The following is a 24,915-nucleotide window of genomic DNA, read 5'->3' on the forward strand; positions in this document are numbered from 1 at the left end:
CCCCAATCTTGCCCCTAGGTCGCTCGTGATACACGAGCGAACGAAAATGGCGGGAGCTGGAAGAATTCCATCAGGGTTCTAATGGTTATTGTTAACTCCCCATTGGAGTCAGGGGTATCGTGAGTCGCTGTCAGGGCGTCCAGAAAATTCAGGGCGATTCATCCTTTGGCGTGTCCATGGCGCCTACCTCAGGAATGCTCTATCACCATCACTGCAGTAGTGTCCGCCTCAAGTGCTTCGAACACGTGAGGCACATTCGCCAGGTAGCTGATGTAGTCGCCGGCATTCAGCAATACAGGCCCAGTCGCCGGGCCAATATGGGCGCTGCCGCTGCACAGCACTACGTGCTCTACGGTTCCCGGTGGGTGAGGCTGAGACAGCCGAACTTCGCCGGGCTGCACCTTGAGCCGGTAGATGTCGCGCTGTACTCCCGCCTGGCAATCGGCAAGCAGTGTCGCTGCGTAATTGGCAGTCTCGGCATAGGTGGTCATGCCCTCGTTGGCGCGAATCACCCGCAACGGCTGTTGGGGTTGCTCGAAGAACCGGGTGACTTGCAAACCCATTGCCATCGCCAGCGACCACAAGGTTTCGATGCTGGGGTTACCGATTCCTGACTCCAATTGAGACAAGGTCGACTTCGCCACCCCGGCGCGTTTCGCCAGCTCGGTCAAGGAAAGTCCTGCGGCCAAGCGTTCGCGTTTGATTGAAAGCGCCAGCAGGTCGATTCGGCTCGGGTTATTTCTCGACAGGTTGTTCGTTATATTGGTCATTCGTTTTATAAATCATCCTTAATTGGGTTGACGCGCTTTGGTGCTTTGTTCATTATAATGGTTAATAGTTCATTATAAAGTTTATTTTGCCGAGGCAGCGTCCGCGAATGGCGGCTTAGGTTACGGCAATGTCGACAGCAAGGAAGCAGTGAGTGATGAAGTCGCAATCCCGTGGGACGCTCGAAATGATTTCGGCCATGGTCATCTCCGGCACGGTGGGCTGGTTCGTCATCATGTCGGGGCAGAGCCCGGAGGCCGTGGTGTTCTGGCGTTGTTTGTTCGGTGCCCTGGCGATGCTGGTCACGTGCCTGGTGCTTGGGGTGCTGCGTCGGTCCCTGATCAGCGCCCGGCAGTTCATTCTGGTATGCCTGGGCGGGGTGGCGCTGATTTTGAACTGGGTGCTGCTGTTCAGTGCCTACAAACATTCCTCTATCGCCATTGCCACGGTGGTCTACCACGTTCAGCCGTTCATGCTGGTCGGTTTGGGTGTGCTGTTTTTCGCTGAACGCCTCAGCGCCGCCAAGGTTGGCTGGCTGCTGTTGGCCTTCGCCGGGCTGATGCTGATCGTGTCCGCCAAGGGCAATGGGCAGGCCACCGGCGCCGACTACGTGCTCGGCGTTTGCCTCGCCCTGGCTTCGGCCTTCTTCTATGCCGTGGCGGCGGCGATCACCAAGCGTCTCAAGGACTTGCCCGCGCACCTGATCGTGCTGATCCAGATGGTGGTAGGCGTGGTGGTCCTGGCCCCGTTCGTGGATTTCGGCAGGGTCGATACGGTCGAGGGGGCCTGGACATATCTGATCATTATCGGCGTGGTCCATACCGGGCTCATGTCGACCCTGCTGTACAGCGCCATCCAGAAAATCCCCACGGCGCTGGTTGGCGCACTGTCGTTCATCTATCCGGTCGTTGCCATCCTGGTCGACTGGGTTGCCTTTGCCCATCCGCTCAGCGCACTGCAAGTGCTTGGCGCGAGCGCGATCCTGCTGGCGGCGGCGGGCATGAATTTTGGTTGGTCGCTGGGCCGTGCCCCGCGTCAGGAAGCGAACTAGGGCCGCGCGTGACACCACTCGCCTCAGATAATTGACAATCAGCAAATTTCCAGCGGCCTGGATACCACGCCCGAATGGATAGAATCGCGCACGGGCATTCGTGAGCGTCGAATGGTCAATGATGGGTTGAGCATGCTCGACCTGGCAATCAAGGCTGGCGCGCGCTTGCAAGGTGTCTAGAGAATCCGGGGCGATTCAGTCGCTCAATTGGCTGAAATCCTCCAAGACCCCGCGCGAAGCGGGCACTTTGATACTATGATCATTGCCAATGCAGGGGGTCCAATTGCCGGCCGCCAAGGAGAGGAATCTGTATGTGTCTGCTTCTTCATGCCTGGTCCTGCTATTGGAACGACCGAATGAGTAGCCTGGTAACGCGTGTCCATCGGCCCTTCGTAGGGCGACACAACCGAAGAGCTTGGGCAACTGGCCAAGGGCACTAACCCCATCAAAGCCAGTGTCGTTGGCCAGCAGTCCGATGCCGGCAAGACACTAGGTGGGTGGGCTTCAGGTTTTTTTAAAAGGCAATACGGAACAACCCCGCACGCGCCATACAGGGAAACGTTCAATGCCTGCGTCAAACTTCACAGTGTCGAAGATCTCCTATCTGCGGGCCAACTGCTCCAACCAGATCGAGCCGTCGATCCAGGCTGCCGGCAGGTGCGGGTGGATTACTGCTGGTCAATCCCAGGCACGTCGGAGAACAGCATGAACACTAAACCAATCCACACACTCTTGTGGCGCTTCGCCGGCTGCGTGGCGGGGCTGGCGATAGTTGCTGCCAATCCAGCCCAAGCGGCTGACGATGGCAGCGCTGGCGGCCCGACCGCAGGCTATAGCATTGCCTTCAGCAATTCCTACGCGGGCAGCGATTTTCGCAAGGTGATGGTGCGCAACTGGCAGGAAATTGCGCTCCAAGCGCAAAAGGATGGCTTGATCCGGGAGGCCCCGGTGGTCAGTGCCAATAACTCGGCATCGGAACAGGCGGCCCATATCCAGGACATGATCGTCAAGGGCGTCAATGCCATTGTCATCCTGGCCGCTTCCGACACGGCCCTCAACGGGGTGATCCGCGACGCCTGCAACGCCGGCATTGTGGTGGTCGTCATGGCCAGCCTGGTCACCGAACGTTGCGTCTATACCGTGGATTACGACTGGTCCGCCATGGGCCGTGTGGAAATGGATTACATCGCCGAGCGTCTTAAGGGCAACGGAACGTTGCTAGAGATCCGCGGCATTGCCGGCGATGCCACCGATAAAAACATCAGCGACGGCATTCGCAAGGCCGCCAGCGACTACCCGGGACTGAAATTCGCCAAGACCGTGTACGGGAACTGGACGGCTTCCGTCGCCCGCAAGGCGGTGGCGCTGGCGCTGCTGTCGTTGCCCAAGATTGATGCCGTGGCGACTCAGGGGGGCGATGGTTACGGGGCGGCCATGGCGTTCAAGGCGGCAGGACGCCCTTTGCCGATCATCGTGATGGGGAACCGCCAGGACGAACTCGCCTTGTGGAAACAGGAGCGCGATGCCAATGGCTACGAGACCGTCTCTGTCTCTGCCTCGCCGAGTGTCTCCCAAGTGGGGTTCTGGGTGGCCCAGCAGATCCTGGCGGGCAAGCCGGTGCCGAAGTTCGTCGAGGTGCCGCTGGTGCGTATCGATGCGAAAGACCTGGACACCTGGCTCGCCACTATGCCGGTGGGCGGCGCCGCCAATCCTTTCTACAGCCAGGCTTCCGTTGCGGCGATGATCGACGCGGCCATCAACAATACGGCGGCGCCGGGGCCTTTGCCGGAGGTCAAGAAACAGTAGCGGCGGGCTAGGAGGCGAGGCCCCCTGTTGACCTTCAAATCAGCCACGGCCAGGCCCATTGCCGTCAGGATCGGCCTGGCGGTTGCCGCACTGGTGTTCTTGATGCTGGCGGTATCGCTGGTGAACCTCTACGGCCTGCGAGGCATGGTACGTGCGGTGGATTCCGCCAGTCATTCCGCAGAGATCCTGGCCTCGGTCAACGGGGCCACCGGGCGGGTGGAAAACTTCATTGCCACCCGCGACCAGGAAAGCTTGTCCCAGGCAGAAGGCATGGTGGCGACGGCTATCGCCGGCCTTGACGACATTCCGGTGGTAGAGGCGCAATCGCTCAAGGGCAGTCTGGAAAGACTCTCTGCGGCGATCGCCGCTTTACGGGCGGCGACCCTGACCATGGATGGCGAAACGGAGAGCATGACAGCCCACTACAGCCGAATGCGAGAGGCGACGATCCTCGTCGAACAGGGCATCGCCGATGGGCTGAAGGGGCTTGATTCCCGCGCCGCTGACCACAAGGCGCAGGTGAGCAATATTGAGAGCGCCCATCGCATCCTGGATATCCTGCGCAACGGAGAGCGGATCATCACCGCCAATGTGGCCAAGGTGCTGGTGACCGGTGATGGGGCGGCCGCCACTGCGGCGAGGAACGCCTGCGCGGCACTGCCGCCCGTGGTCGAGCAATTGCGCGAGTTGATGGAGGCGCCACAGGAGGTGGAGGCCCTGGGGCAGTTGGCGACGGCGATCACTGCTGCCAGCCTGGCGGTCGAGCAGCTTGGCAAGGCGCCCAGGCTCCTGGGAGGCGAGGCTTTGCGTGATCTCGGCGCGGTTGGGGATGTGGCCGAGCGCCTCGAAGCAATGTTGGGTGAGGTGGACGAGCACGTTGCCCGTGACGCCAGCGACATTCAGGCAGCCACCGGTTTACTGCAAAATGCAGCCGCATTGTCCAAGCGTTTCGCCGAGCGGGTGGCCACCCTGGAAGCGCAGACGTTGTCGTTTCGCCTGTCACCGTCGGCCGAGGTCGCCGACTCTGTCGGCGCCATCCTGGATGAGCTCTCCCGTCTCTCTCGCGTTCTCCCTTCGTCTGTGGGGCCGCAGACCAACGCTACACCCCTGACGGTCAGCGATCAGATTGCTGGCTACCGGGCCGCATTCGCCAGGTTCCATCAGGCGAGCAACGCCTTGAGCGACGCGCGTGACCAAGTTCGCAACGAGGCCCGGAGCGCGGGCCTGTTGGTTGCGCGCTTCGCTGGCGAGGCGCGCTCAGACGCCTTGGCCCACAAGGATCGCGGCATGCTTGCGGCAATCATCGCGGGCACCGTCGCCATCCTGCTGGCCGGCGCCATCGCCTGGAGCACCTCGCGGTTTGTCGCGCAGCCCATCGTCGCCCTGGCCTCGGTCATGCGCCGGCTTGCTGCCGGTGACCTGACCGCCGAGATCGCCAGCGTTGGACGCGGCGATGAGATTGGGATCATGACGCGGGCCGTGCGGGTGTTCCAAGAAAATGCGTTGCGCATCCGGGTGCTGGAGGCCGAAGCCGACGCCGAACGACAGCAGGTCCAGGCCTCGTTGGAGAGAATGGTCGCCGAACGAACCGACACGCTGCACCGGCAGACTGAGGTGCTGGAGGCGCAGGCCGTCGAGCTCATTCAGGCGCGCAACCAGGCCGATACGGCTAACCAGGCCAAGAGCGATTTCGTGGCCACGGTCAGCCACGAATTGCGCACCCCTCTGACGCTCATTCTGGCCCCGCTGGAGCAGCTCTCGGCGGCGACTACCCCGCCGGCAGACTGGCGCGTGCAGATCGAGCGCGCCCAACGCAACGCACTGCGCTTGATGAACCGGGTGAACGACATCCTCGATTTTTCCAAGGCTGAAGCCGGCAAGTTTGAGTTGTGCCCAGCGCCGATTGACTTGAACCAGGCGGTGGGTGTGCTGGCCGAGGATGCGGCCATGGTGGCCAAGGGCAAAGGTTGCACCTTGACCTGCAGCATCGATCCCGCCCTTGGCACGGTGTTCCTGGACCCCCGGCACTTCGAGAAGATTCTGCTCAACCTGGTGAGTAACGCCATCAAGTTCACCCCCGCTGGCGGTACCGTGCATCTGGCCGTCACTGCGCTCGATGACGAGCGATTTGAGCTGTCGGTGCAAGACTCGGGCATTGGCATTGCGGCTGACAAACTGCCGCTGTTGTTCCAGCGTTTTTCCCAGATCGATAACTCCGCCACGCGCCAATACAGCGGTACAGGCATAGGTCTCGCCCTGGTCAAGGATCTGGTCGAACTGATGGGGGGCGAAGTCGGCGTCAACAGTGAGCCTGGACGGGGGGCGTGCTTCTTTGTTCGATTTGCGCGGGGGGCTGAGCAAAACACAGTGCCGACCGAAGTCAGCGATATACATGAGCAATCGTCACCCACCACAATCATCACAGCCGAGCAGCGCCACCTGCTTTTCGACGACGGTCGCCATGGCAGTAGCAACGACCAAGCCTCGACTGGAGAGGGCACCCCGGAGCACGCCTTGCAGTCCAGGGTGCTGGTGGTAGATGACAGCCCGGAAATGCTTAGCTACCTCAGCGAGCTTTTGCGCGACGACTACATCGTCGTCACCGCCGCTGACGGAGAACAGGCCTGGGCAACACTGCAGCGTCGAGCAATCGATGTCGTTCTCTCGGATGTGATGATGCCGGAGCTCGACGGCTTTGGCCTGACCGCCAGAATCAAAGCCAGCGCGGGTTTCGCCCATATACCCGTCATCCTGTTGACCGCCCGCGGCGGCAGCGAGGCCTGCGTCTCCGGGCTGGAGAGTGGCGCCGATGACTATATTGCCAAACCCTTCTCGCCGCTGGAGCTCAAGGCTCGCGTACGCGCGGCCCTACGCATGAGCCAGGTGCAAGCCGAACTGAATGCAAAATCCCGTCAGGCGGGCATGGCCGAAATCGCCACGACGGTGCTGCACAACGTCGGTAATATCCTCAACAGCGTGAATGTATCGGCAGAACTGGTCAGCAGTCAGGTGCGCACTTCCAAGGCCCAGGGCCTGGGCAAGGTGGCTCAGATGCTGAACGAGCATATCAATGACCTGAGCGAATTCCTCACCCGCGACAACAAAGGGAAGATGCTGCCCGACTACCTGCTCAAGCTGGCGGAGGTGGTGACGGCAGAGCAACAGGGCATCATCGAAGAGCTCGGGCAACTCACCAAGGGCATTGACCACATCAAAACCATTGTTGCGGCCCAGCAGTCCTATGCCGTTGCCGTCAGTGTCGTCGAGACAATACCGGTCTCAGAGCTGATTGATGATGCCTTGCGCATGAGTGCCGGGGCACGGGTGCGCCAGGAGGTGATAGTGGTCAAGAACATTGCCGACTTGCCCCTGCTGTCGCTGGACCGTCACCGAGTGCTGCTGATTCTGATGAACCTGATCAGAAACGCCAATCAGGCGTTGGACGGCGTGGTCGATCGCAGCCCGTGCATAACGTTCAACGCCGCCCTCGCGGACGGGCCAGTACTGCGTATCACGGTAACTGACAACGGCAACGGGATTACGCCCGAGCACCTGACGCGTATCTTTTTCCATGGCTTCACGACGCGCAAAGAGGGACACGGTTTCGGCCTGCACAGCTGCGCGCTCGCCGCGCAGGAAATGGGTGGCAGCTTGACCGTGCACAGCGACGGAGCGGGACAGGGCGCAACCTTCATCCTCGAAATCCCTCTTGATGCTCAGCAGAGCAGGGGATGAGCACCGAACCTAAACCCATTAATTTGAATCATCTGCATCTGTTTGATGTTTTTGAAGGCTGCAGAGATAGGGTGGATGATGCTGTTTATGAGCAGCTTTGCAGGATTGTTGCTCAGTCGTGGAGGATGGTGTTACTGAGTAAATTTCCAGAAAAGAAATTTTGCGTGCAAGCGATAGTGTCTGATCAGGAATATGGTCCAGTGGTTACTTTCTCCCAGGTCAGAGAGTAGCTTCATGGATGTCATCTAATCGATGGCATTGCACTGCAGACCCGTTGGAATCCGTGGCGTGCCGTTGGCTTCACAGGTACGCCGCAGTGGGGCGCAGGCAGCCCACCAAGCCACTGCTGGGCAGTTCGCCGTAGCGGACACCATATCGAAGCCGTCTTCCACCAAGTCCACCACACGGTCGTTGGCCTGCAATTCGATATCCACTTCCGGGCAGGTCTTGAGATGCGCGGCGAGCGCCGGGATCAGTCGGTCCGAGGCCCAGGGTCGCCGAGGCGTAGCAATCCACTGGAAGTGGATGGAGTTCCATGGTTTGTGGAAAGGCAAAAATGATCAGATGAACAGCCTGCCCGACGACGCCTAGAGACTCTCAGGGTCCCCAAAAAACATCTGAATCCGCGATCGCAACCAACGCTCACCCGGATCATTGTCCTGCGAGCCCCGCCATGCCATGTGCAACTCGAACGAGCGCACCGGCAGTGGCGGATCCTCGGCTCGCAAGCCGCCCGCCGCGGTCAGGGCCTCGGCGGCGTAGTCCGGCACGATGGCGACGATGTCGGTCCCGGCAAGCAGGGTGCCCAGGCCGTTGAATTGCGGCACGGCCAACACCACATGGCGTTTGCGGTCGAGCTTTTCGAGTTCTTCGTCGATAAACCCACTCAAATCCCCGGCAAATGACACCAGCGCATGAGGGCGGGCGCAGAAGTCGTCCAGGCTGAGGGCGCCGGGCACGCTGTCGGCGCGTAGCAGTTTCGGCAGGCTGCGGCGCAGTACCTTGCGCTTGGCGTTGGCCGGTAGCTCGGCGGTGTAGCTGACGCCGATGGAGATTTCGCCGGAGGCGAGCAGGCCGGGCATCAGGATGTAATTGACACGGCGCACGACGAGCACGATGCCGGGGGCTTCGGCGCGCAGGCGTTTGAGCAGTTGGGGGAGCAGGGCGAACTCGACGTCGTCCGACAGGCCGATGCGGAACACGGCAGTGCTGGTGGCCGGGTCGAATTCGGCGGCGCGGCTGACGGCGGTGGAAATCGAGTCCAGGGCCGGGGACAGCAGGGCGAAAATTTCCACGGCGCGGGCTGACGGCTCCATGCTGCGCCCGGTACGCACAAACAGCGGGTCATCGAAAAGACCGCGCAGGCGCGACAACGCCGCGCTGATGGCCGGCTGGCCGAGGAACAATTTCTCGGCGGCACGGGTCACACTGCGCTCATGCATCAAGGTTTCGAATACGATCAAGAGGTTAAGGTCGACACGACGCAGGTCGTTACGGTTCATCTTGTGTCCTGGATGAGTCTGTAAACTTGACGAGAGCGGCCATACATGATCCCTATGATCTCCATGCTCGGAGCATGACCGGCATGAATCTTACGGGGAAAGGCTGGTACTCTGCACCGGCTAATTGAGTTTTCCTACGATAGTTGAGGTCTATTCCTCAGTCGCGGAATCAATGACAGACATGTCGACTATTAACGGCGACCGGTGGTCTTACCCGGAAAGCCCAGATAGAGTTCAGGGCAATAGAGGTTACTTTGACGAGGTTTGCGATGTCCCGCACGATCCGTTTTCACAAGTTTGGTCCGGCTGAGGTGCTCAAGTGCGAAGAGCATGCAGCCGCGCAGCCTGCACCGGGCGAAGTGCAGGTACGTGTCGAGGCAATTGGCATCAGTTGGTATGACATTTTGTGGCGCCAGAACCTGGCGTCTTCCCACGCACGTTTGCCGTCCGGCCTTGGCCACGAGATGGCCGGGGTGGTCGTAGCCCTGGGCGACGGCGTGGATGACTTGGCCGTGGGCGATAAAGTCGCCAGTTTTCCCGCCGAGAGCCCCAATGATTACCCGGTGTATGGCGAACAAATCGTCCTGCCCCGTTCGGCGTTGACCCGTTATCCGGATGTCTTGAGCCCGATCGAAGCCAGCGTGCATTACACGCCGCTGTTGATTGCATATTTTGCATATGTGGACTTGGCGCGGGTCAAACCCGGCCAGTTTGCCTTGGTGACCGACGCGAGCCACTGCGCCGGCCCGTCCTTTGTGCAACTGGGCAAGGCCTTGGGTGTGCGTGTGATTGCCGCGACCAAGGACAGCGCGGAGCGCGAGTACCTGCTGTCCCTCGGGGCGGAAAAGGTCATCGTCACCGAAGAGCAGGACCTGCTCATGCAAATCAACAAGTTCACTGATAATCGCGGCGTTGACGTGGTGTTCGATGGCTTGGGCGGCCCGCAGATGTCGTTACTCGGTGATGTCTTGGCGCCGCGTGGCAGCCTGGTGCTGTATGGCCTGCAAGGTGGCAACCAGACGCCATTCCCGGCCTGTGCGGCGTTCCAGAAGAATATTCAGTTCTTTGTGCATTGCATCGGCAACTTCACCGGCAAACCGGAGCTGGGCATCATCCAGGACCAAGTGGCATTGCAGCGCGCGTTGCGCGACATCAACCAGATGACCTCCGACCGCGTGCTGGTCCCGCTGAAAACCACTGTGTTTCCATTCAGCCAGTTCGTCGAAGCACACCGCTACATGGACGAATGCCCGTGCCGTGAGCGCGTCGCATTGCAGGTTGAAGCTGTTTGAGCTGTAGGAGTATTCGCAAATGAATACTCCGGCGTCTGAACGGATGGGGCAAATGCGCCATTTGTCAGGGCTTAACCCTCGCGGCGTTTAAGCCGCCATCAGGGCGCCAGGCCCCGCAAAACACGAGCTTTCCCCCCGATGCCGCGCTGTATTCCAGCGCGGCATCTGTGTGTGCGCGTAATCAACGGCTTGCCCAATTGCCATCTGAACTGGTTTCTTGCGGCGTTCTGTATCTGTTAATCATTATGCCAGTGCCGATAATCGTGACTTCACTCTCATCTCAAGGATTGAGCAATGATTGAATGTCTGACGTTCCGGCCTGATACATATGAAATTAAATTATCGCGATGCTTGCCTGCGAGACAGGGTGCGGCTGTTGGGATAGGTAACTCCAATTTATTGAAGTTTGATTGGTTGAACTGGATCTTTTCTTTATGTCGGATGCATCCTTAGTTTCCTGCTTAAGCCGGTGTAGGGCATTGTCGGAACGGTCCTAGGGTAGCCAGGACGCCCTGGCGCAAGGGTCTCAAGGAGAGGCGGCGCGAAGGGCACACAATTGGCACTCCCTGTCGAATTGTTACGGCGTGCTAAGGTTTATTTATCGTTACGCCACGCGGTGTGACGACATTCCTACGCATCTAATGGGTCGAGCAAATAACCTCGGCAGTTACTTGGAACTGATATTTCAACTCAGGTAGTAGAACTATGAGCGCAATTCACGAACAAGCCATGAACTATGTTTATCAGCAAGTTCTGCAACGTTTGGTCGGGCACTTCACGCGCGTCGAACGTACCGCACTTCAATTATTGATTCAGCGAATTGTCGTGGCTGCCGGCGGCATGGAACAAGTGGGCGATTACAGAGTGTTGGTTGCCCATGGGGGCGGCGAAGTCAGCAGCTATACCCTGGCACTGCTGCGTGCGGCGCAACTGACTATCGCGGGCCGCGCGCCCAGGACTTTCAATTTGCGTGTGGCGACGCTCCGACATGCCGGCATGACCCAGGCCACGCTGGATAGCCTGCAGCATGGCTACAGCACACTGTTTTTCCACGACGACCCACGGGTTGAGCTGCTGATGGTGGAAAACCAGGTAGTGCAGCCGTTCAACCACCAGCGCCCGGCCTCAGGCGCGGGCAGGGAAGTCAGCCAGCGCAATATGCTGATGGTGGGGCACCTGACCTCCGGGGATATTCGCGCGACGTTGTGTAACGATACTTACCTGTCCCTGGGGGATTTTTACCAGCGTGTCACCACCTGGAACGGAGGGGTGCATGCGCTGGTCAGCGGTGATTCACCGCGCAAGCAAAGCCAGTACCTGGCGTGGTTGAAAAAGGCGGCCCAAGCGGCCGGCGTCAGCACTGCGCCGGGCAAGCCGGCCTCGCTCACCGGGTTGTTCGCGCGCATGGAGGAGTGGAGCAACGGCTGTTATCAAGACCTCTATGGCGAGCAATACGTTGCCCATGAGAGCCCCGGCCGGGGTGGGCACCGCCATTTGGCCTACATTGGTATCGCCGACCTGCTTAACAACGTCGACATTGCTTCAACCCCTCTGCTCAGCGACTTCCTGGGCTACGTCCCCGATCCGTTTGGTTTTCACTTCAGTCATCCGGCCTACCCCAACCCGCTGCTGATGGCTCACCTGCGCGGGGTGCAGGCCCAGTGCCTGCGCGAGCTGTCCTACGAGGACGGCGTGGCGGGTTTTCTGCGCCAGGCGATGGACTACCTGTGTCGCCGGCAAATTCCTGAACATTTGATCGCAGAGGCCTGCGGTGGGGAAGGGCGTGTGCAGTCGACGGCCTACGCCCAAGAGTTCTTTGGCCTGGAGGAGGCCCAGTTGACCTGTTTGCTGTTCTCGCCCTTCATCCATCATGGTGAGCGGTTGGAGGGTTACCTGCGTCAATGCCACCCCGGCATGCTGGTGGCACTCCCCGAGTTGCACAAGGTGCTCCAGGGCAAGCCGGCTGCCGACATGCTGCAGCAATGGGCGATCGACACCAGCGGCTTGCCGCTGCCTCTGCTCCAGCACCTTTACCGCAAGCGCCCGTTGGCGGTTGAACAGGGCGCCGATGCGCGCAAGCGCCGCGCCGCACGTCTGCAGACCAACGCCGAGGCGCGGGCGTTTCAGTTGTTCGGGCGCTAGGCGGGTGCGCCGGTGTGTGCGTCCAGGTAGACAGTCATGAACCTGCGAGGTGAGCGGCAGGCGGATTTCGCCTACCAGGCGGTGTACCGCTACATGATCAACCTGATCAACGAAGTCAGCCTGGACATGCCCGTCAAACTGCCTTCTTTGCGGCAGTTGGCGACGCGCCTGAATGTGTCGATCTCGACGATTCAATACGCGTACTCCCTGCTGGAAAAGGAAGGGCGGGTGTATTCGGTGGCCAAATCGGGTTATTTCGCCTGGCCCGTGACAGCCAATCCGCTGATGGCGGCGGGAGCCGATCTGTTGGAGCGCCTGTATGCGGCGGCGCGGCGGCCCGGAATGGTGGTACTCAGCGGCGATGAACCGGCGCTGCTGGGAGCGCTGGACGGCGCATTGCTGATGCTCGAACGCCAACTGGTGCGCCGCCACCCACGCCAGTTGCAACCCTGGTCGCAGCCTTGCGGCGTCTGGGAGCTACGCGCGGCGTTGGCGGCGCGTTACACCTCATCGCCGACCCGCTGCTGGCAGGCCGATGACGTCTACATCGGTGCCGATCTGCGCGGTGTATTGGAAATACTCATTGATGTACTGGGTCTCAAGGGCGCCGCGGTATTGGTCGAGTCCCCCTGCGACTGGTTAATACTGCGCCTGCTGCAGGCTGCCGGCGTGCGCGTCATTGAGTTGCCCTGGCAGGTCGACGGTCGCCTGGACCTGGCGCGGCTCGAACACCTGTTGCGCCATGAACCCGTCCACTTGGTGCTGCTATCGTCGGTGGTGGGCATGCCGTCGGGCAACGTCATGCTCAACTATGAGCGCTTGCGGGTGGCTCAGTTGCTCGAAGAATATGGCTGCTGGCTGCTGGAGAATGACACCTTTGGCGAGTTGGGTTTTGCGCAGAACCACACGGCGCTGCGCAACCAGGTCAACCCCGAACGGCTGATCGTATTCTCGTCGTTCGAAAAAGTACTCGGTCCGGAAGCACCGTTCGGCTATGTACTGTCACGCCACCTGAGCAGTGAGCTGCAGCGCCAGTTCCTGCTGCGTTCGTTTCGCCTGTCGTCGATCCGCCAACGCGCGATTGCCCACCTGTATCAAAGCGGGCGGCTGGACCAGCACCTGCAGACATTGCGCCAGCGCCTGCGTGAGCAGGCCGACGCCATGAGCCAGCGCCTGGATCAGCGCCTGGCAGGGCGGGTGACTTACCGCATGCCGCTGGCCGGGGCGAGTTTCTGGCTGCACGCGTCGGCGCCGGTGGACATGCGCCAGGTGTTCCAGCGCCTGCTGGCGCAACAGGTGGTGATTGCCCCGGGGGAATTGTTCAGCCTCAGTGGCTTGCATCATCAGCAACTACGGCTGAGCCATGCGTTCAACGGGCACCCGAACCTGGACGCGGCATTGGATGCGCTGGCGCTGGCCTTGCTGCAGGCGCAGAGCGTCTAGCGTGTGAAAAATCTCTTGCTGGTGTGGGATCTATAACATCGCGCGGCAGTCCAACTCTCAGTAAACTGTCATTTTTTCCGAATCCTTCTTTCCGAGGTTTATGCATGACAATCAGTCCTTTTGCGGGCAAACCGGCGCCAGCCCAGTTGCTGGTAGATATCCCGCGACTGGTTACGGCCTATTACACCGGTCAGCCTGATGCAGCGATCTCCACCCAGCGCGTCGCGTTCGGGACTTCCGGGCACCGGGGCAGCTCGTTCGAACTGAGCTTCAACGAATGGCATGTGCTCGCCATCAGCCAGGCCATCTGCCTGTACCGCGAAGCCCAAGGCATCGACGGGCCGTTGTTCGTCGGCCTCGACACCCATGCATTGTCGACGCCTGCGGGGGCCAGCGCGCTGGAAGTCCTGGCGGCCAACGGTGTGCATGTGATGCTCGCCGAGGGCGATGAATACACGCCGACCCCGGCCATTTCCCACGCCATCATCTGCTATAACCGCGGTCGCACCAGCGGCCTGGCCGACGGCATTGTCATCACGCCGTCCCACAACCCGCCGCAAAGCGGCGGCTACAAGTACAACCCGCCCAACGGCGGCCCGGCCGATACCCACGTCACCAAATGGATCGAGGCCAAGGCCAACGAGCTGCTGGCCAATCGGCTGGCCGGGGTCAAACGCATCACCCACGCCCAGGCGCTCAAAGCCGACACCACCCATCGCCATGACTACCTCAACAGCTACGTGGCCGACCTGATCAATGTGATCGACATGGACGCCATTCGCAGCGCCGATCTGCGTTTGGGCGTCGATCCGCTGGGCGGCGCCGGGGTGCGCTACTGGTCGGCGATTGCCGAGCACTACCGCTTGAACCTGGACGTGGTCAACACCGAAGTCGATCCGACCTTCCGCTTCATGAGCGTCGACTGGGATGGCCAGATCCGCATGGACCCGTCGTCCAGCTACGCCATGCAGGGCTTGATCGGACTCAAGGAACGTTTCGACGTGGCCTTCGCCTGCGACCCGGACCACGATCGCCACGGCATCGTCACCCCGTCCGGCGGCCTGTTGGCGCCGAACAATTACCTGGCCGTGTCCATCGACTACCTGTTCCAGAACCGTCCCGGCTGGCGCGCCGATGCGGCCGTGGGCAAGACCGTGGTCAGCAGCGGCTTGATCGATCGCGTCGCGGCGCGTATTGGACGGCGCCTGTACGAAGTGCCGGTCGGCTTCAAGTGGTTTGCCGACGGTCTGTTCGACGGTTCGCTGGGTTTTGGCGGTGAGGAAAGCGCCGGCGCTTCGTTCCTGCGCAAGGACGGCACCGTGTGGAGCACCGACAAGGACGGTTTGATCCCGGCGTTGCTCGCGGCAGAAATGACCTCGCGCAAAGGCCAGGACCCCAGCCAGATCTACCGTGGCCTGACCGACGCTCTGGGCGAACCGTTCGCGATTCGCGTCGACGCCAAGGCCACCCCGGCGCAGAAGGCGTTGCTGGGCAAACTGTCGCCGGAGCAGGTGACGTCCACCGAGCTGGCCGGGGAGCGCATCCAGCAGATCCTCAGCCATGCGCCGGGCAACAACCAGGCGATCGGCGGTTTGAAAGTCATGACCGAAAACGGCTGGTTCGCCGCACGGCCATCGGGCACCGAGGACATCTACAAGATCTACGCCGAGAGCTTCATCGGTGAAGATCACCTCAAGCAACTGGTGCAAGAGGCGCAGGTACTGGTTGACGCTGCAATCAGCGCTGGCTGACACGCCTCAGTCAATGTAGGCGCGGGTCAGCCCGCGCCTACATTTCGCCTCGAGATCAGGCCAGGTCGACCAGCACGATCTCGCTGTCTTCTATCGCGGTCACGCGCAACAGCTGTTCATCTTTCACCGCGACACCGTCTCGCGCGCGTGCGCGCAAGCCATTGACCTCAATCACCCCCGTCGCCGGCACCAGGTAGGCGCGACGCCCGCTGTCCAGGCGGTATTCGGCAGTTTCCCCGGCTTTCAGGTTGGCCGCCACCAGGCGCGCATCCGCACGAATGCGCAGGCTCTCGCTGTCACCGGCCTTGCCGCTGGCCAGGGTCACAAACCCTTCGCGGTCACCTTTCGGAAACGGCTTGGCGCCCCATGACGGCGGCAGGCCGGCTTCGTTGGGGATGATCCAGATCTGGAAAATCTTGGTGGGGGTGGCTTCCAGGTTGTATTCGCTGTGAGCAATTCCGGTGCCGGCGCTCATGACCTGCACGTCACCCGCCTCGGTGCGGCCCTTGTTGCCAAGGTTGTCGGCATGGCTGATGGCGCCTTCGCGTACATAGGTGATGATTTCCATGTCGCGATGCGGGTGCTGGGGAAACCCGGTGCCGGGCGCGATGATGTCGTCGTTCCAGACCCGCAGGTTGCCCCAGTGCATGCGCTGGGGATCGTGGTACTCAGCGAATGAAAAGTGATGATGGGCGTCAAGCCAGCCATGATGGGCGCCGCCCAGGGCGGTGAAAGGTCGTAATTCGAGCATGATCGTCTCCAGTTGATGGGGTCATCATCCAACAGTGCATGATCGATAAAAAGCGTAAAAAATGCCTTATTCCTATCGATCAATTGGATTGGTTTCGGATGCTTTGACTTTCACTTCATCGCCTAACTGCATGACAGCAAAGCAATTGGCTGGAACTGCGCGGCGATTCCGGCGACCATGGCGCACTCGTCAACACCCAGCTCATCGCAGGAGTCCGCGTGCCGCAACAACAGCCTGATCTGCCCCCTGAATTGCGCCCCCTGGCCGAAATGCCATGGTTGAAACGGCTCGCCGCCCGCTTGTTCGGGCATGGCTTGACCCGCTTGCGCGCGCAACACCGGTTCTCCTGGCTGCATGGGCAGGCCGACGGTTTTCGCAGTGGGCACGAGGCGGGTGTGGAGTACGGCTATCGCGAGGGCAAGGCCGACGGCATCGAAGAAGGCCGGCAGGTCCTGCTGATTCGCGACTTCCGCCCGGAAGAACACCGTGCGCCGGGGGTGGATGACAACCTGTTCGATGATTGGCGGCTGCCCCTCACGGCCGATCTGAAAAAACGCATCAAGGCCGATGTGGCACGCTTGCTGCCGGCTCACGCGCAGCCCAGCGCCGCCCAATGGAAGATGATCTTCAGCGACACGCCGTCCACCTCGGTGATCGCCGGTGCCGGTGCGGGCAAGTCCACCTCGCTGGTGTTGCGTATCCTGCTGCTCACCCATTACCTGGGTTTCGAGCTGAGCTCGATGACCGTGGTGACGTTCACCCGTGAGTCGCGCAAGGACTTCATCAACAAGCTCATGGAAGTGCTCAGCTTGTGGGGGCAACCCATTGATATCAAAGAAGCTCAGGCCGTGGTGCGGACCTTTCACTCGCGCATCCTGCCGATGGTGCGCAGCCTGCCGGGCTTCGAGCGGCTGCAGGCGTTCGAGAACCTCAGTGCGGGCTTCGAGGACGCAGACAGCAACCCGTTCGACCTGCGCCTCAACGAGGCGCAACGCCAGCAGATGAACGCCTGCTACCACCGGCTGTACGGCCAGCACGCGCGCTTTCGCGAACTGATTGCACCGCTGGCGCGCCATGGTTTGCAGCTTAAGGAGCTGGAGCGTGATCACCCGGACGTGCAGAAGCGCATGGCCGTGACAGAACTGGCCGCCAAGCGCGATGAAGAGCTGTGTGACGTGATTGAAGACCTGTGGTTTCGCGCGGGCGCCTGGCCGATCAAAGGGATCGAGCCGAGTCGCCAGACCGTGGAGATCAATGGCGCGCAATTCCATTGCCATGGCTATATTCCAGAGCTGGATGCCTGGGTCGTGCTGGGCTTCGATTCGCGGGAAAACGCCCAGCTCAGCCGCCCCAATGCCAAGCTGTCGGTGCGTGCGGAATGGGCAGTCAAGCGCACCCTGTTTCAAGCATTCTGCCGTAAGCCTTTGATATGGCTTGATAGTTACGAGTCGTCCAAGCGTCTTTTAAGCAGCCTGGCCGGTGATGCCAGTGCGGGGCCGGGGTTCGATTACAAGGTCAAAGGCGAGCTGGCGTCGGCGCCGTTGCTGGACTGTTTTGTCATGGCCGCAGGTTTCATCGAGAACCTCGGTCTAGACGTGCCCAGTGCCGTGGGCCAGATGAGCTTCGCCAAAGACGATCCGGACCGCTGCTTCTTCGAGGCCTTGAGCATTTTCTGGAAAGCCCTGGAAGATCATCTGCTCGACCAGTCGCCGCCGATCATGACCTACAACCGCATGTTCTCGCTGTTTGGCGAAAACACCCCGGAAAACCTCAAGTTGCTCAGCGACCCTCTGTTGCGGCCGCTGTCACACCTGATGATCGACGAGTTCCAGGACGTCTCGCCGCAGATCGTCTCCTGGCTGCGCGCCAGCCTGCGTGAAATCCGCAGCCGTGGGCCAGCCATGCATGTAGGACGTGGCGCCCAGCATTCGTCACTGCTGTGCGTAGGGGATGACTGGCAGTCGATCTATGGCTGGCGCGGCAGTTCGCCGAAGTACTTCATGCAGTTCAACCAGGAATTCCCGGCACCGAGTACCACCCGCGTCATGCTCGGCGAGAACTATCGCAGCCATCAGCACATCATCGATGCCGCCGAACACATTGTGCGCGCCGCGCCGGCGATCCCCGGCAAGAAGGCCAAGGCCAGCGGCACACCCAAGGCGTTGGTGCCCGTCACGGTACTGGAACGCGACGATGCGGCCTTGGGCCGGCGCCTGCAGGAGCACTATCAAAAGGGCGATTCGGTGTTAATGCTGTATCGAAAAAGTAGCGATAAGTTGTTGATTAATGAATATATTCAGTCTGTAGTTAATGTGGATTCTAGCTTGCCGCCTGCGGCGCGCAGGCTTAAACAATTGACCTATCACAGCGCCAAAGGCCTGCAGGCGGATGCGGTGTTCCTGCTTGGGGATTGCCAGCATGTCACCCGTTCGCCGTACAAGAACCAGGTGTACCGCATGGCGGGCCTGGGCAAGGCCGGCGACACTGAACCCTACGACAACGCGCAAAAAGACGAAGTGCTGCGCCTGGCGTATGTCGGCATTACCCGCGCGGTCAGCCATTGCTACTGGTATGTGGAAAAACCCGAGGGTCAGGCCGTGAATGTGCCGAAGGCCTCGGAGCGGGTCGACGCCAGGAAAGCGTTCTTTGACGATCAGCGCTAAGCACTGTCTGGCACAGGCCCTATGTAGGGGCTTGCCCGCAATAGCGGTGCATCAGTCGATAGACCGCTCGACTGGCGCACCGCTGGTCGTGTTCAAGCCCTTAACAAATGCGGCGGCACAAAACACTCCAGCTCCGCTTCCACCGCTTCGATGATGCGCTCTACATCGGTAGCATTCATCACGGTGGCGCAGGGGATGCCGGCGATGGCAATCAGCGTCTCGCCGCTGGCGCGGTCAAACAGACGCGCGACCATACTGCCGGGAGCGTCCATGCTCCCTTCGAAGCCCATGGGATGGAAATGCCAGCGCATCAGCTGGCAGGCGTTGGGGAATGTCACTTTGTTCATGTTGCCCACCTTGTTCATTGAGCGCTTCCTTTAGCTCGCGGCAGGGGGCCATGACCGTCACTGGTCACAGCGAGTGAGAGTGTAAAAATAGCATTCGTTCATAAATGCAAGGGCAGTTTTTTCGCCCCGTTCGGCGGTTCTTTTCCTATAGCTTGACGTGTGTCATGTCTTGCTAAAGGCTGGGCAAAAGGCCATTAGTCAGAAGTTGCCGTCGGCCATTGATGGCAGCGCTGAAATTCGGCAACCTCCACCTTTTACCCGTCTTAGAGCCATGCATGCCCCACACCGCCGCGGACGATGATTGCCAGCACACCCACGCCACGCGCGAGCTAGTGACGCGCCACCACCTATGCTGGCGTCATCGCGACCTGGATGGCGTGATGTCTTACTACCATCCGCACATCCAGTACCACGACTTCTTCCAGAACCGCGTCGTCGGCTACGCCGAGCTGCGCGAGTACCTGCAAGCCAGCATGCCGCGCGGGCCCGACGAGGCCATCGAGCACATGGACCGCATTCGCGCCGATGGCGACACCGCGTTCATCCAGTACCGCATCACCCTGCGCGGCGGGCAGGGCCTGGTGTCGTTCCGTACCAGTGAGGCCATCACCGTGCGTGATGGACTGATCTGGCGGGTCAATGAATATGCGTCACTGGTGCATGAACACAGCCCCCCAACTACGCGCCCGAGCGTCAGCCGCCTGGGCCTGTCGCCCCAGCAACTAGGGCATATGGCCAACGACCTGCAGCACTACTTCCAGCAGCAACAACCCTACCTGGACCCAGAGTTGGACCTGCAACGGGTTGCCAAGGAGTGCGGTTACAGTCGCAATCAGATTTCCTACTTGCTCAATCAAGTCCTCGGGCAAACCTTCTATCGCTATGTCAATCAGGCTCGGCTCGTGCATTTGCTGGCTGCGCTGGATAAAGCCAGGCCGCCCATACGCGTGGACGACTTGGCCTATGCGGCGGGGTTCAATTCGTTATCGGCGTTTTATAGCGCTTTTCGCCAGCACACCGGCCTGACGCCGAAGGCTTACATTAAAGGGCGCTTTGAGGGCGAGTCGGCTAGATCAACTGGCAATAAAAAAGATGTGGGTTAAACCTGTCATGTTCGACAGGTTTTTCATTCGCGGATTCGTAGTGTAATGCCCAGGCATCTTTTCTTTCAGTTGGAGTGTCGCTATGTCTAAGCACAATAAATCCGCCCACCCGAACCGTCCAGAGAGTGAAGGCCGCATGGACGGAATCATTAACATCGACGGAACGGGTCACACCTTTCAAGCGGACCGTGTGTATATGGATGAGCAAGACGGTGCGCTGAGGTTTTTCGGTGCCCGAACCGTTGACGAGAACCCGGATAAATTCGAAGCGGTTCAAGTGCAACTCACACCGCCCACCATTTCGACGGGTAAATACCAGGTGGGCGGGGAGAGTGTTAAAGATGTTATTTACGTCGACCATCAAACCGGTAACAGCTATACAGCTGACAAAGGCGAGGTGTCGCTCACCAGGAGCATCCCCCTTAAACAGTTATTCGGGGTAGTGAGTTGTGAGTTCAGTGTTGGCGGTCGAACGACTATCGTAAACGTCCAGTACGCCTTCAAGGGATAGAATAAATAGTCGGCCCCGCAGCCTCTGCCCGCGTCGGTTAGCGCCAATCATTCGGCGTTGACGGGGCAGCAGGTCGCGCCAACATTTCCCTGCGTGCACGCGCGCAAGACAGCCTCTGACATCCCGCTCTAGGATCCAGCCTATCGAAACGAGGTAGGGGAACCTGGCATGCCGGCATGGCGCACTATCAGTTTATGGATGGATCAGTTGGACGACCCGCTGCTGGCGCGGCCGTCTCTGGAGCACGACCTGGACGTCAACGTGGCCATCATCGGCGCCGGTTACACCGGTCTGTGGACCGCGTATTACCTCAAACGCCAGGCGCCCGAGCTGAACATTGCGATCATCGAGGCGCAAACCGCCGGTTTCGGCGCGTCCGGGCGCAATGGCGGCTGGTTGATGGGCAACCTGTTGGGGGAAGACCGTTTACTCGCCGGCCTCACGCCCGAGCAGCGGCGTGCTTCGTTTGACCTGCTGCACGGCATTCCCGACGAAGTGGCGCAGGTGCTGGCCCGCGAAGGCATCGACTGCGACTACCGCAAGGGCGGCGCCCTGTACTGCGCCGCGCGTTACCCCGAGCAGGAAAGCAGCCTGCGCCTTTATCTGGACAAGCTCTACGCCCAAGGCCTCACCGAGGCCGACTACCGCTGGCTGAACCCGCAACAACTGGCTGAGCAACTGCGAATCGCCAAGCCCTTTGGCGCGGTTTATGCGCCCCATGTGGCGACGATCAACCCGGCCAAGTTGGTCCGCGGCCTGGCGCGGGTGGTGGAACGCATGGGCGTCAAGATCTACGAAAACTCCCCCGTCACCCATTGGCAGTCCGGCCGCCTGCGCACTGCAAAGGCCGGCGTGCGTGCCGCCTGGGTAGTGCCGGCCGTCGAGGGTTACGCGACCACCTTGGCGCCGTTGGGTCGCTACCAACTGCCGGTGCAAAGCCTGATCGTCGCCACCGAGCCATTACCCGCCAGCACCTGGGACGAAATCGGCCTGAGGCATGGCCAGGCCTTCGGCGAAAGCAGCCGCCAGGTCACCTATGGCCAGCGCTCGGCGGACAACCGTCTGGTGTTCGGTGCCCGTGGCGGTTATCAGTTTGCTGGCAAATTGCGCCACGACTTCGATTTGACCGACAGCGAAGTGGCGCTGCGTCGCTACCTGTTCGGCGAGTTGTTCCCACAGTTGAAAAACGTGCGGATTACCCACTCCTGGGGCGGCAACCTCGGCATGTCGCGCCAGTTCCGGCCGCACATGCTCTGCCATCACGCCACCGGCATCGCGCTGTCCGGCGGCTACGGCGGGGAGGGCGGCGGTGCCACCAACCTGGGCGGTCGCACCCTGGCCGACCTGATCCTGGGCCAGGAGACGCCGTTGACCCATCAACCCTGGGTGATCCGCGAGCGTGGCCTGGAGGCGCTCAAGGCCTGGGAGCCGGAGCCGTGCCGCTGGCTGGGCTACAACGCGATCATTCGCAGTTTTGTCCATGAAGACCAGGTATTGGCCAATCCCAATACCGCGCCCTGGCGCCGCAAGTTGGCGATCGGCGTGGCTGGGTTCATGGAAAGTTTCATGCACTGAGCCGTTCCACTCACACAGGTAGCCCCATGAGCATCACTCAATTCAAAGACGCGCTGAATGCCCATCTGCCGGATTCGTCACCGGTCGCCGTGCCCCTGGGCGAGCCGATCGCCGTGGCGTCAAGCTTGAGCGTCGAGCGCAGCGACGGCGTCGAAACCGGTATCTGGGCCTGTACCCCCGGCCGCTGGCGCCGGCAGATCAAAGCCCAGGAGTTTTGCCACTTTATCCAGGGCCGCTGCACCTTCACCCCTGACGACGGTGAAATCGTCCACCTACAAGCCGGCGATGCACTGATGTTGCCGGCCAACAGCAGCGGAACCTGGGATATCCAGGAAACCGTGCGCAAGACCTATGTATTGATCCTGTAACGCTTTGATCCTTGATCGCCTGCCATAAAAACAGCCCTAAAACCGCCAGGAAATCGAACCATGAAAGCCATTGCCCTGTTGCCCTTGATGTTGGTGGCCGCTATCAGTCAGGCCGCCGAGACGGTGAAGATCTACAACTGGTCGAGCTACATTGCGCCGGACACCACGAAGAACTTCCAGAAACAAACCGGCATCGGTTTCAGCTATGACGTGTACGACAGCAACGAAACCCTCGATGGCAAGTTGATGACCGGTAACTCCGGCTATGACGTGGTGTTTCCCTCCAACCACTTCATGGCGCGGCAGATCCAGGGCGGCGCCCTGAAGAAGCTCGACAAGAGCCAATTGCCCAATTGGAAGAACCTCAACCCGGTGCTGCTCAAGGCCCTGGAAAACAACGACCCGGGCAACGCCCACGGCTTCCCGTACCTGTGGGGCAGCACCGGCATCGGCTACAACATCGACAAGGTCAAGGCAGTGCTGGGCGATAACGCGCCTGTGAATTCCTGGGACCTGATCTTCAAGCCCGAATACATGCAAAAGCTCAGCAAATGCGGGGTGGCCATCCTCGACAATGGCCCGGAATTGTTGCCGATCGCTCTGAATTACCTGGGGCTGCCACCCCACAGCAAGAAGCCTGAGGACTACAAGAAAGCCGAGGCGCTGCTGATGAAAGTACGGCCTTACGTGGCGTACTTCCATTCCTCGAAATACACCGGTGACCTGGCCAATGGCGACATCTGCGTGGCCGTCGGTTTCTCCGGCGACGTGCTGCAAGCCGAAAGCCGCGCCAAGGAAGCCAAGAATGGCGTGAACATCGGCTATCAGATCCCCAAGGAAGGCGCCGCGATCTGGTTCGACATGGTGGCCATGCCCGCCGACGCCCCGGATGAAAAGGCCGGGTATGCCTTCATGAACTACTTGCTGGAGCCCCAAGTGATGGCCGACATCACCAACTCCGTTCATTACGCCAACGGCAACAGTGCGGCGGACAGCCTGGTGGACCCGGCAATCAAGGCCGATACCAAGATCTACCCAAGCGCGGAAATGATGGGCAAGCTGTTCGCGCTGGAAGCGATGCCACTGAATATCGACCGGGTTCGCACGCGGGTGTGGAACACCATTCGTACCGGGCGCTGAAGAACTGATGTGGGAGAGGGCTAGCCCCCTCCCACATTTGGATTTCAGGGGTTTTCCAGGTCATGCCCCAACGACTGGATAAACAACGAAAACAGCTCCGGCTGCGAAGAAATATCCAGCTTGGCGTACAGATGCCGGCGATGCACTTTGACCGTGTCCGGCGAGATATTCAGGCGCTCGGCCATGGCTTTGGAGGAGAACCCGCGCAGTACCAGGCGGGCGACTTCCAGCTCGCGGTCCGAGAGCACGCCGCAGCCGAAATGGCTCAGCGCATCGCGAATCTGGCTGGCCATCGCCTGCGCTGCCGGTACACGCTGGGTGCTTTGCTGCCAATGCTGCTGCATCAACGGCAGCACCCACGCCGCCAAGGTGGTCAGCAGCCCGGTTTCTTCAGCACTGAAGCGCCGCTGCATGCCCAGTGACAGCGACAACGTGCCCGCGCCAGGTAGTTGCAGGATGAATTGCACCTCGTCTTCCAGCACGTTGTCGTGGAAGTAATTGAGGAAGTATTCGCTCTGGCGGAAATGGTCCGGCGCCACTTCCTCCAGGCGGTACACGCCGCTGGCATACCCTTCGCGACAGGCCTGGAAAAACGGGTCGAGCACGTACAGGCCGTTGAGGTACACCAGCATCGACGCCGGTTTGCTGCTGGGCTGGGCGTCGTATTCCTCCAGGGCCTGGGGCAGGCCGTCGAGCGGGTAGAAAATCGCCAGGGCGTTATCGAACGGCAGGCATTGGTGCAACAACAGCACCAGCTGTTTCCAGAATCGCTCGCTGCCGATCTGTGACAGGGTGCGCCCCAGCCCCGCATGCATGCCGACTTCCCTGAACAGGCTCATGTCACAGGTTCCCCTCATCAAAAGATCGGCCAAGGGTTCGGCTTTTGCCGGGTGTCGTCAAGGGGAGTACGCCAATAGGGGAATTGGCTGACAACAGCTCTGGCTTTAACTTCGCGATCATTGAGTGG

At 60.5% G+C, this 24,915-nt stretch carries 19 protein-coding genes and 3 pseudogenes; 16 read left to right on the forward strand and 6 right to left on the reverse strand.

The features are described from left to right. Positions 1-188: 188 nt before the first annotated feature. The gene (locus INT12_RS13280) at positions 189-770 is read right to left on the reverse strand and encodes a helix-turn-helix domain-containing protein (RefSeq protein ID WP_102617481.1); all 582 of its coding nucleotides are present in this window, start codon (positions 768-770) and stop codon (positions 189-191) included. Positions 771-925: 155 nt separating this feature from the next. Here INT12_RS13280 and INT12_RS13285 point away from each other — a divergent pair, with 155 nt between their 5' ends. The 6 genes and pseudogenes from INT12_RS13285 to INT12_RS13300 all read left to right on the forward strand — a co-directional run bounded on the left by INT12_RS13285 (position 926) and on the right by INT12_RS13300 (position 7,590). Beyond that, the gene (locus INT12_RS13285) at positions 926-1,819 is read left to right on the forward strand and encodes a DMT family transporter (protein WP_193041128.1); all 894 of its coding nucleotides are present in this window, start codon (positions 926-928) and stop codon (positions 1,817-1,819) included. A 705-nt stretch (positions 1,820-2,524) separates the two neighbouring features. Continuing rightward, entirely contained in the window at positions 2,525-3,625 is a 1,101-nt protein-coding gene (locus tag INT12_RS13290) for an ABC transporter substrate-binding protein (RefSeq protein ID WP_193058869.1), read from the forward strand. Between the two features lie 1,287 nt (positions 3,626-4,912). Then, a pseudogene (locus tag INT12_RS31955) lies at positions 4,913-5,956 on the forward strand (sensor histidine kinase); the annotation flags it as partial. A 207-nt stretch (positions 5,957-6,163) separates the two neighbouring features. Next, positions 6,164-6,499: pseudogene (locus INT12_RS31960) on the forward strand (response regulator transcription factor); the annotation flags it as partial. 519 nt (positions 6,500-7,018) lie between these two features. Continuing rightward, a pseudogene (locus INT12_RS31965) lies at positions 7,019-7,360 on the forward strand (ATP-binding protein); the annotation flags it as partial. After that, positions 7,357-7,590, forward strand: a complete 234-nt coding sequence (locus INT12_RS13300) for a hypothetical protein (protein WP_226926183.1) — start codon at positions 7,357-7,359, stop codon at positions 7,588-7,590. The pseudogene INT12_RS31965 and the gene INT12_RS13300, both read left to right, overlap by 4 nt. A gap of 15 nt (positions 7,591-7,605) precedes the next feature. On the opposite strand, the gene INT12_RS13305 is transcribed toward INT12_RS13300, so the two are convergent. Both INT12_RS13305 and INT12_RS13310 read right to left on the reverse strand, forming a co-directional pair. Further along, complete coding sequence (locus tag INT12_RS13305; RefSeq protein ID WP_193040650.1) at positions 7,606-7,914, reverse strand: hypothetical protein; 309 nt, start codon at positions 7,912-7,914, stop codon at positions 7,606-7,608. Between the two features lie 33 nt (positions 7,915-7,947). Next, positions 7,948-8,862, reverse strand: a complete 915-nt coding sequence (locus INT12_RS13310; protein ID WP_017845696.1) for a LysR substrate-binding domain-containing protein — start codon at positions 8,860-8,862, stop codon at positions 7,948-7,950. 269 nt (positions 8,863-9,131) lie between these two features. Here INT12_RS13310 and INT12_RS13315 point away from each other — a divergent pair, with 269 nt between their 5' ends. The 4 genes from INT12_RS13315 (at position 9,132) to pgm (ending at position 15,490) form a co-directional block, all read left to right on the forward strand. Further along, positions 9,132-10,154 (forward strand): zinc-dependent alcohol dehydrogenase family protein, encoded by a 1,023-nt coding sequence (locus INT12_RS13315; protein ID WP_193040651.1) that lies wholly within the window; start codon positions 9,132-9,134, stop codon positions 10,152-10,154. A 705-nt stretch (positions 10,155-10,859) separates the two neighbouring features. Beyond that, entirely contained in the window at positions 10,860-12,296 is a 1,437-nt protein-coding gene (locus INT12_RS13320) for a hypothetical protein (RefSeq protein ID WP_193040652.1), read from the forward strand. A gap of 36 nt (positions 12,297-12,332) precedes the next feature. Further along, entirely contained in the window at positions 12,333-13,739 is a 1,407-nt protein-coding gene (locus INT12_RS13325) for a PLP-dependent aminotransferase family protein (RefSeq protein ID WP_193040653.1), read from the forward strand. 104 nt (positions 13,740-13,843) lie between these two features. Then, positions 13,844-15,490 (forward strand): phosphoglucomutase (alpha-D-glucose-1,6-bisphosphate-dependent), encoded by a 1,647-nt coding sequence (gene pgm, locus INT12_RS13330; RefSeq protein WP_104903134.1) that lies wholly within the window; start codon positions 13,844-13,846, stop codon positions 15,488-15,490. Positions 15,491-15,545: 55 nt separating this feature from the next. Here pgm and INT12_RS13335 read toward each other — a convergent pair whose 3' ends face one another. Further along, positions 15,546-16,241 carry a pirin family protein gene (locus INT12_RS13335; protein ID WP_193040654.1) on the reverse strand — a complete coding sequence of 232 codons (696 nt, stop codon included), beginning with the start codon at positions 16,239-16,241 and terminating at the stop codon, positions 15,546-15,548. Positions 16,242-16,459: 218 nt separating this feature from the next. Here INT12_RS13335 and INT12_RS13340 point away from each other — a divergent pair, with 218 nt between their 5' ends. Next, positions 16,460-18,904, forward strand: a complete 2,445-nt coding sequence (locus tag INT12_RS13340; protein ID WP_193040655.1) for a UvrD-helicase domain-containing protein — start codon at positions 16,460-16,462, stop codon at positions 18,902-18,904. A gap of 92 nt (positions 18,905-18,996) precedes the next feature. On the opposite strand, the gene INT12_RS13345 is transcribed toward INT12_RS13340, so the two are convergent. Next, positions 18,997-19,269, reverse strand: coding sequence for a DUF1652 domain-containing protein (locus INT12_RS13345; protein WP_017845703.1), 273 nt, complete (start codon positions 19,267-19,269; stop codon positions 18,997-18,999). Positions 19,270-19,526: 257 nt separating this feature from the next. Between INT12_RS13345 and INT12_RS13350 the strand changes: the two genes are divergently transcribed. From INT12_RS13350 to INT12_RS13370, 5 genes are all read left to right on the forward strand, one after another. Continuing rightward, complete coding sequence (locus INT12_RS13350) at positions 19,527-20,354, forward strand: helix-turn-helix transcriptional regulator (protein ID WP_102617472.1); 828 nt, start codon at positions 19,527-19,529, stop codon at positions 20,352-20,354. Positions 20,355-20,436: 82 nt separating this feature from the next. Continuing rightward, positions 20,437-20,865, forward strand: a complete 429-nt coding sequence (locus INT12_RS13355; protein ID WP_046484159.1) for a hypothetical protein — start codon at positions 20,437-20,439, stop codon at positions 20,863-20,865. Between the two features lie 168 nt (positions 20,866-21,033). Beyond that, complete coding sequence (locus tag INT12_RS13360; RefSeq protein ID WP_193058870.1) at positions 21,034-22,440, forward strand: NAD(P)/FAD-dependent oxidoreductase; 1,407 nt, start codon at positions 21,034-21,036, stop codon at positions 22,438-22,440. 26 nt (positions 22,441-22,466) lie between these two features. After that, a complete protein-coding gene (locus INT12_RS13365; RefSeq protein WP_017845707.1) occupies positions 22,467-22,808 on the forward strand; it encodes a cupin domain-containing protein in 342 nt (113 codons plus the stop codon). A gap of 60 nt (positions 22,809-22,868) precedes the next feature. Further along, on the forward strand, positions 22,869-23,948 hold the full coding sequence (locus tag INT12_RS13370) for a polyamine ABC transporter substrate-binding protein (protein ID WP_057004055.1): 1,080 nt from the start codon (positions 22,869-22,871) through the stop codon (positions 23,946-23,948). 44 nt (positions 23,949-23,992) lie between these two features. Here INT12_RS13370 and INT12_RS13375 read toward each other — a convergent pair whose 3' ends face one another. Next, a complete protein-coding gene (locus tag INT12_RS13375) occupies positions 23,993-24,787 on the reverse strand; it encodes a helix-turn-helix transcriptional regulator (RefSeq protein ID WP_017845709.1) in 795 nt (264 codons plus the stop codon). Positions 24,788-24,915: the final 128 nt, after the last annotated feature.

Source organism: Pseudomonas sp. K8 (assembly GCF_014889455.1).
GTDB classification, from domain to species: domain Bacteria; phylum Pseudomonadota; class Gammaproteobacteria; order Pseudomonadales; family Pseudomonadaceae; genus Aquipseudomonas; species Aquipseudomonas veronii.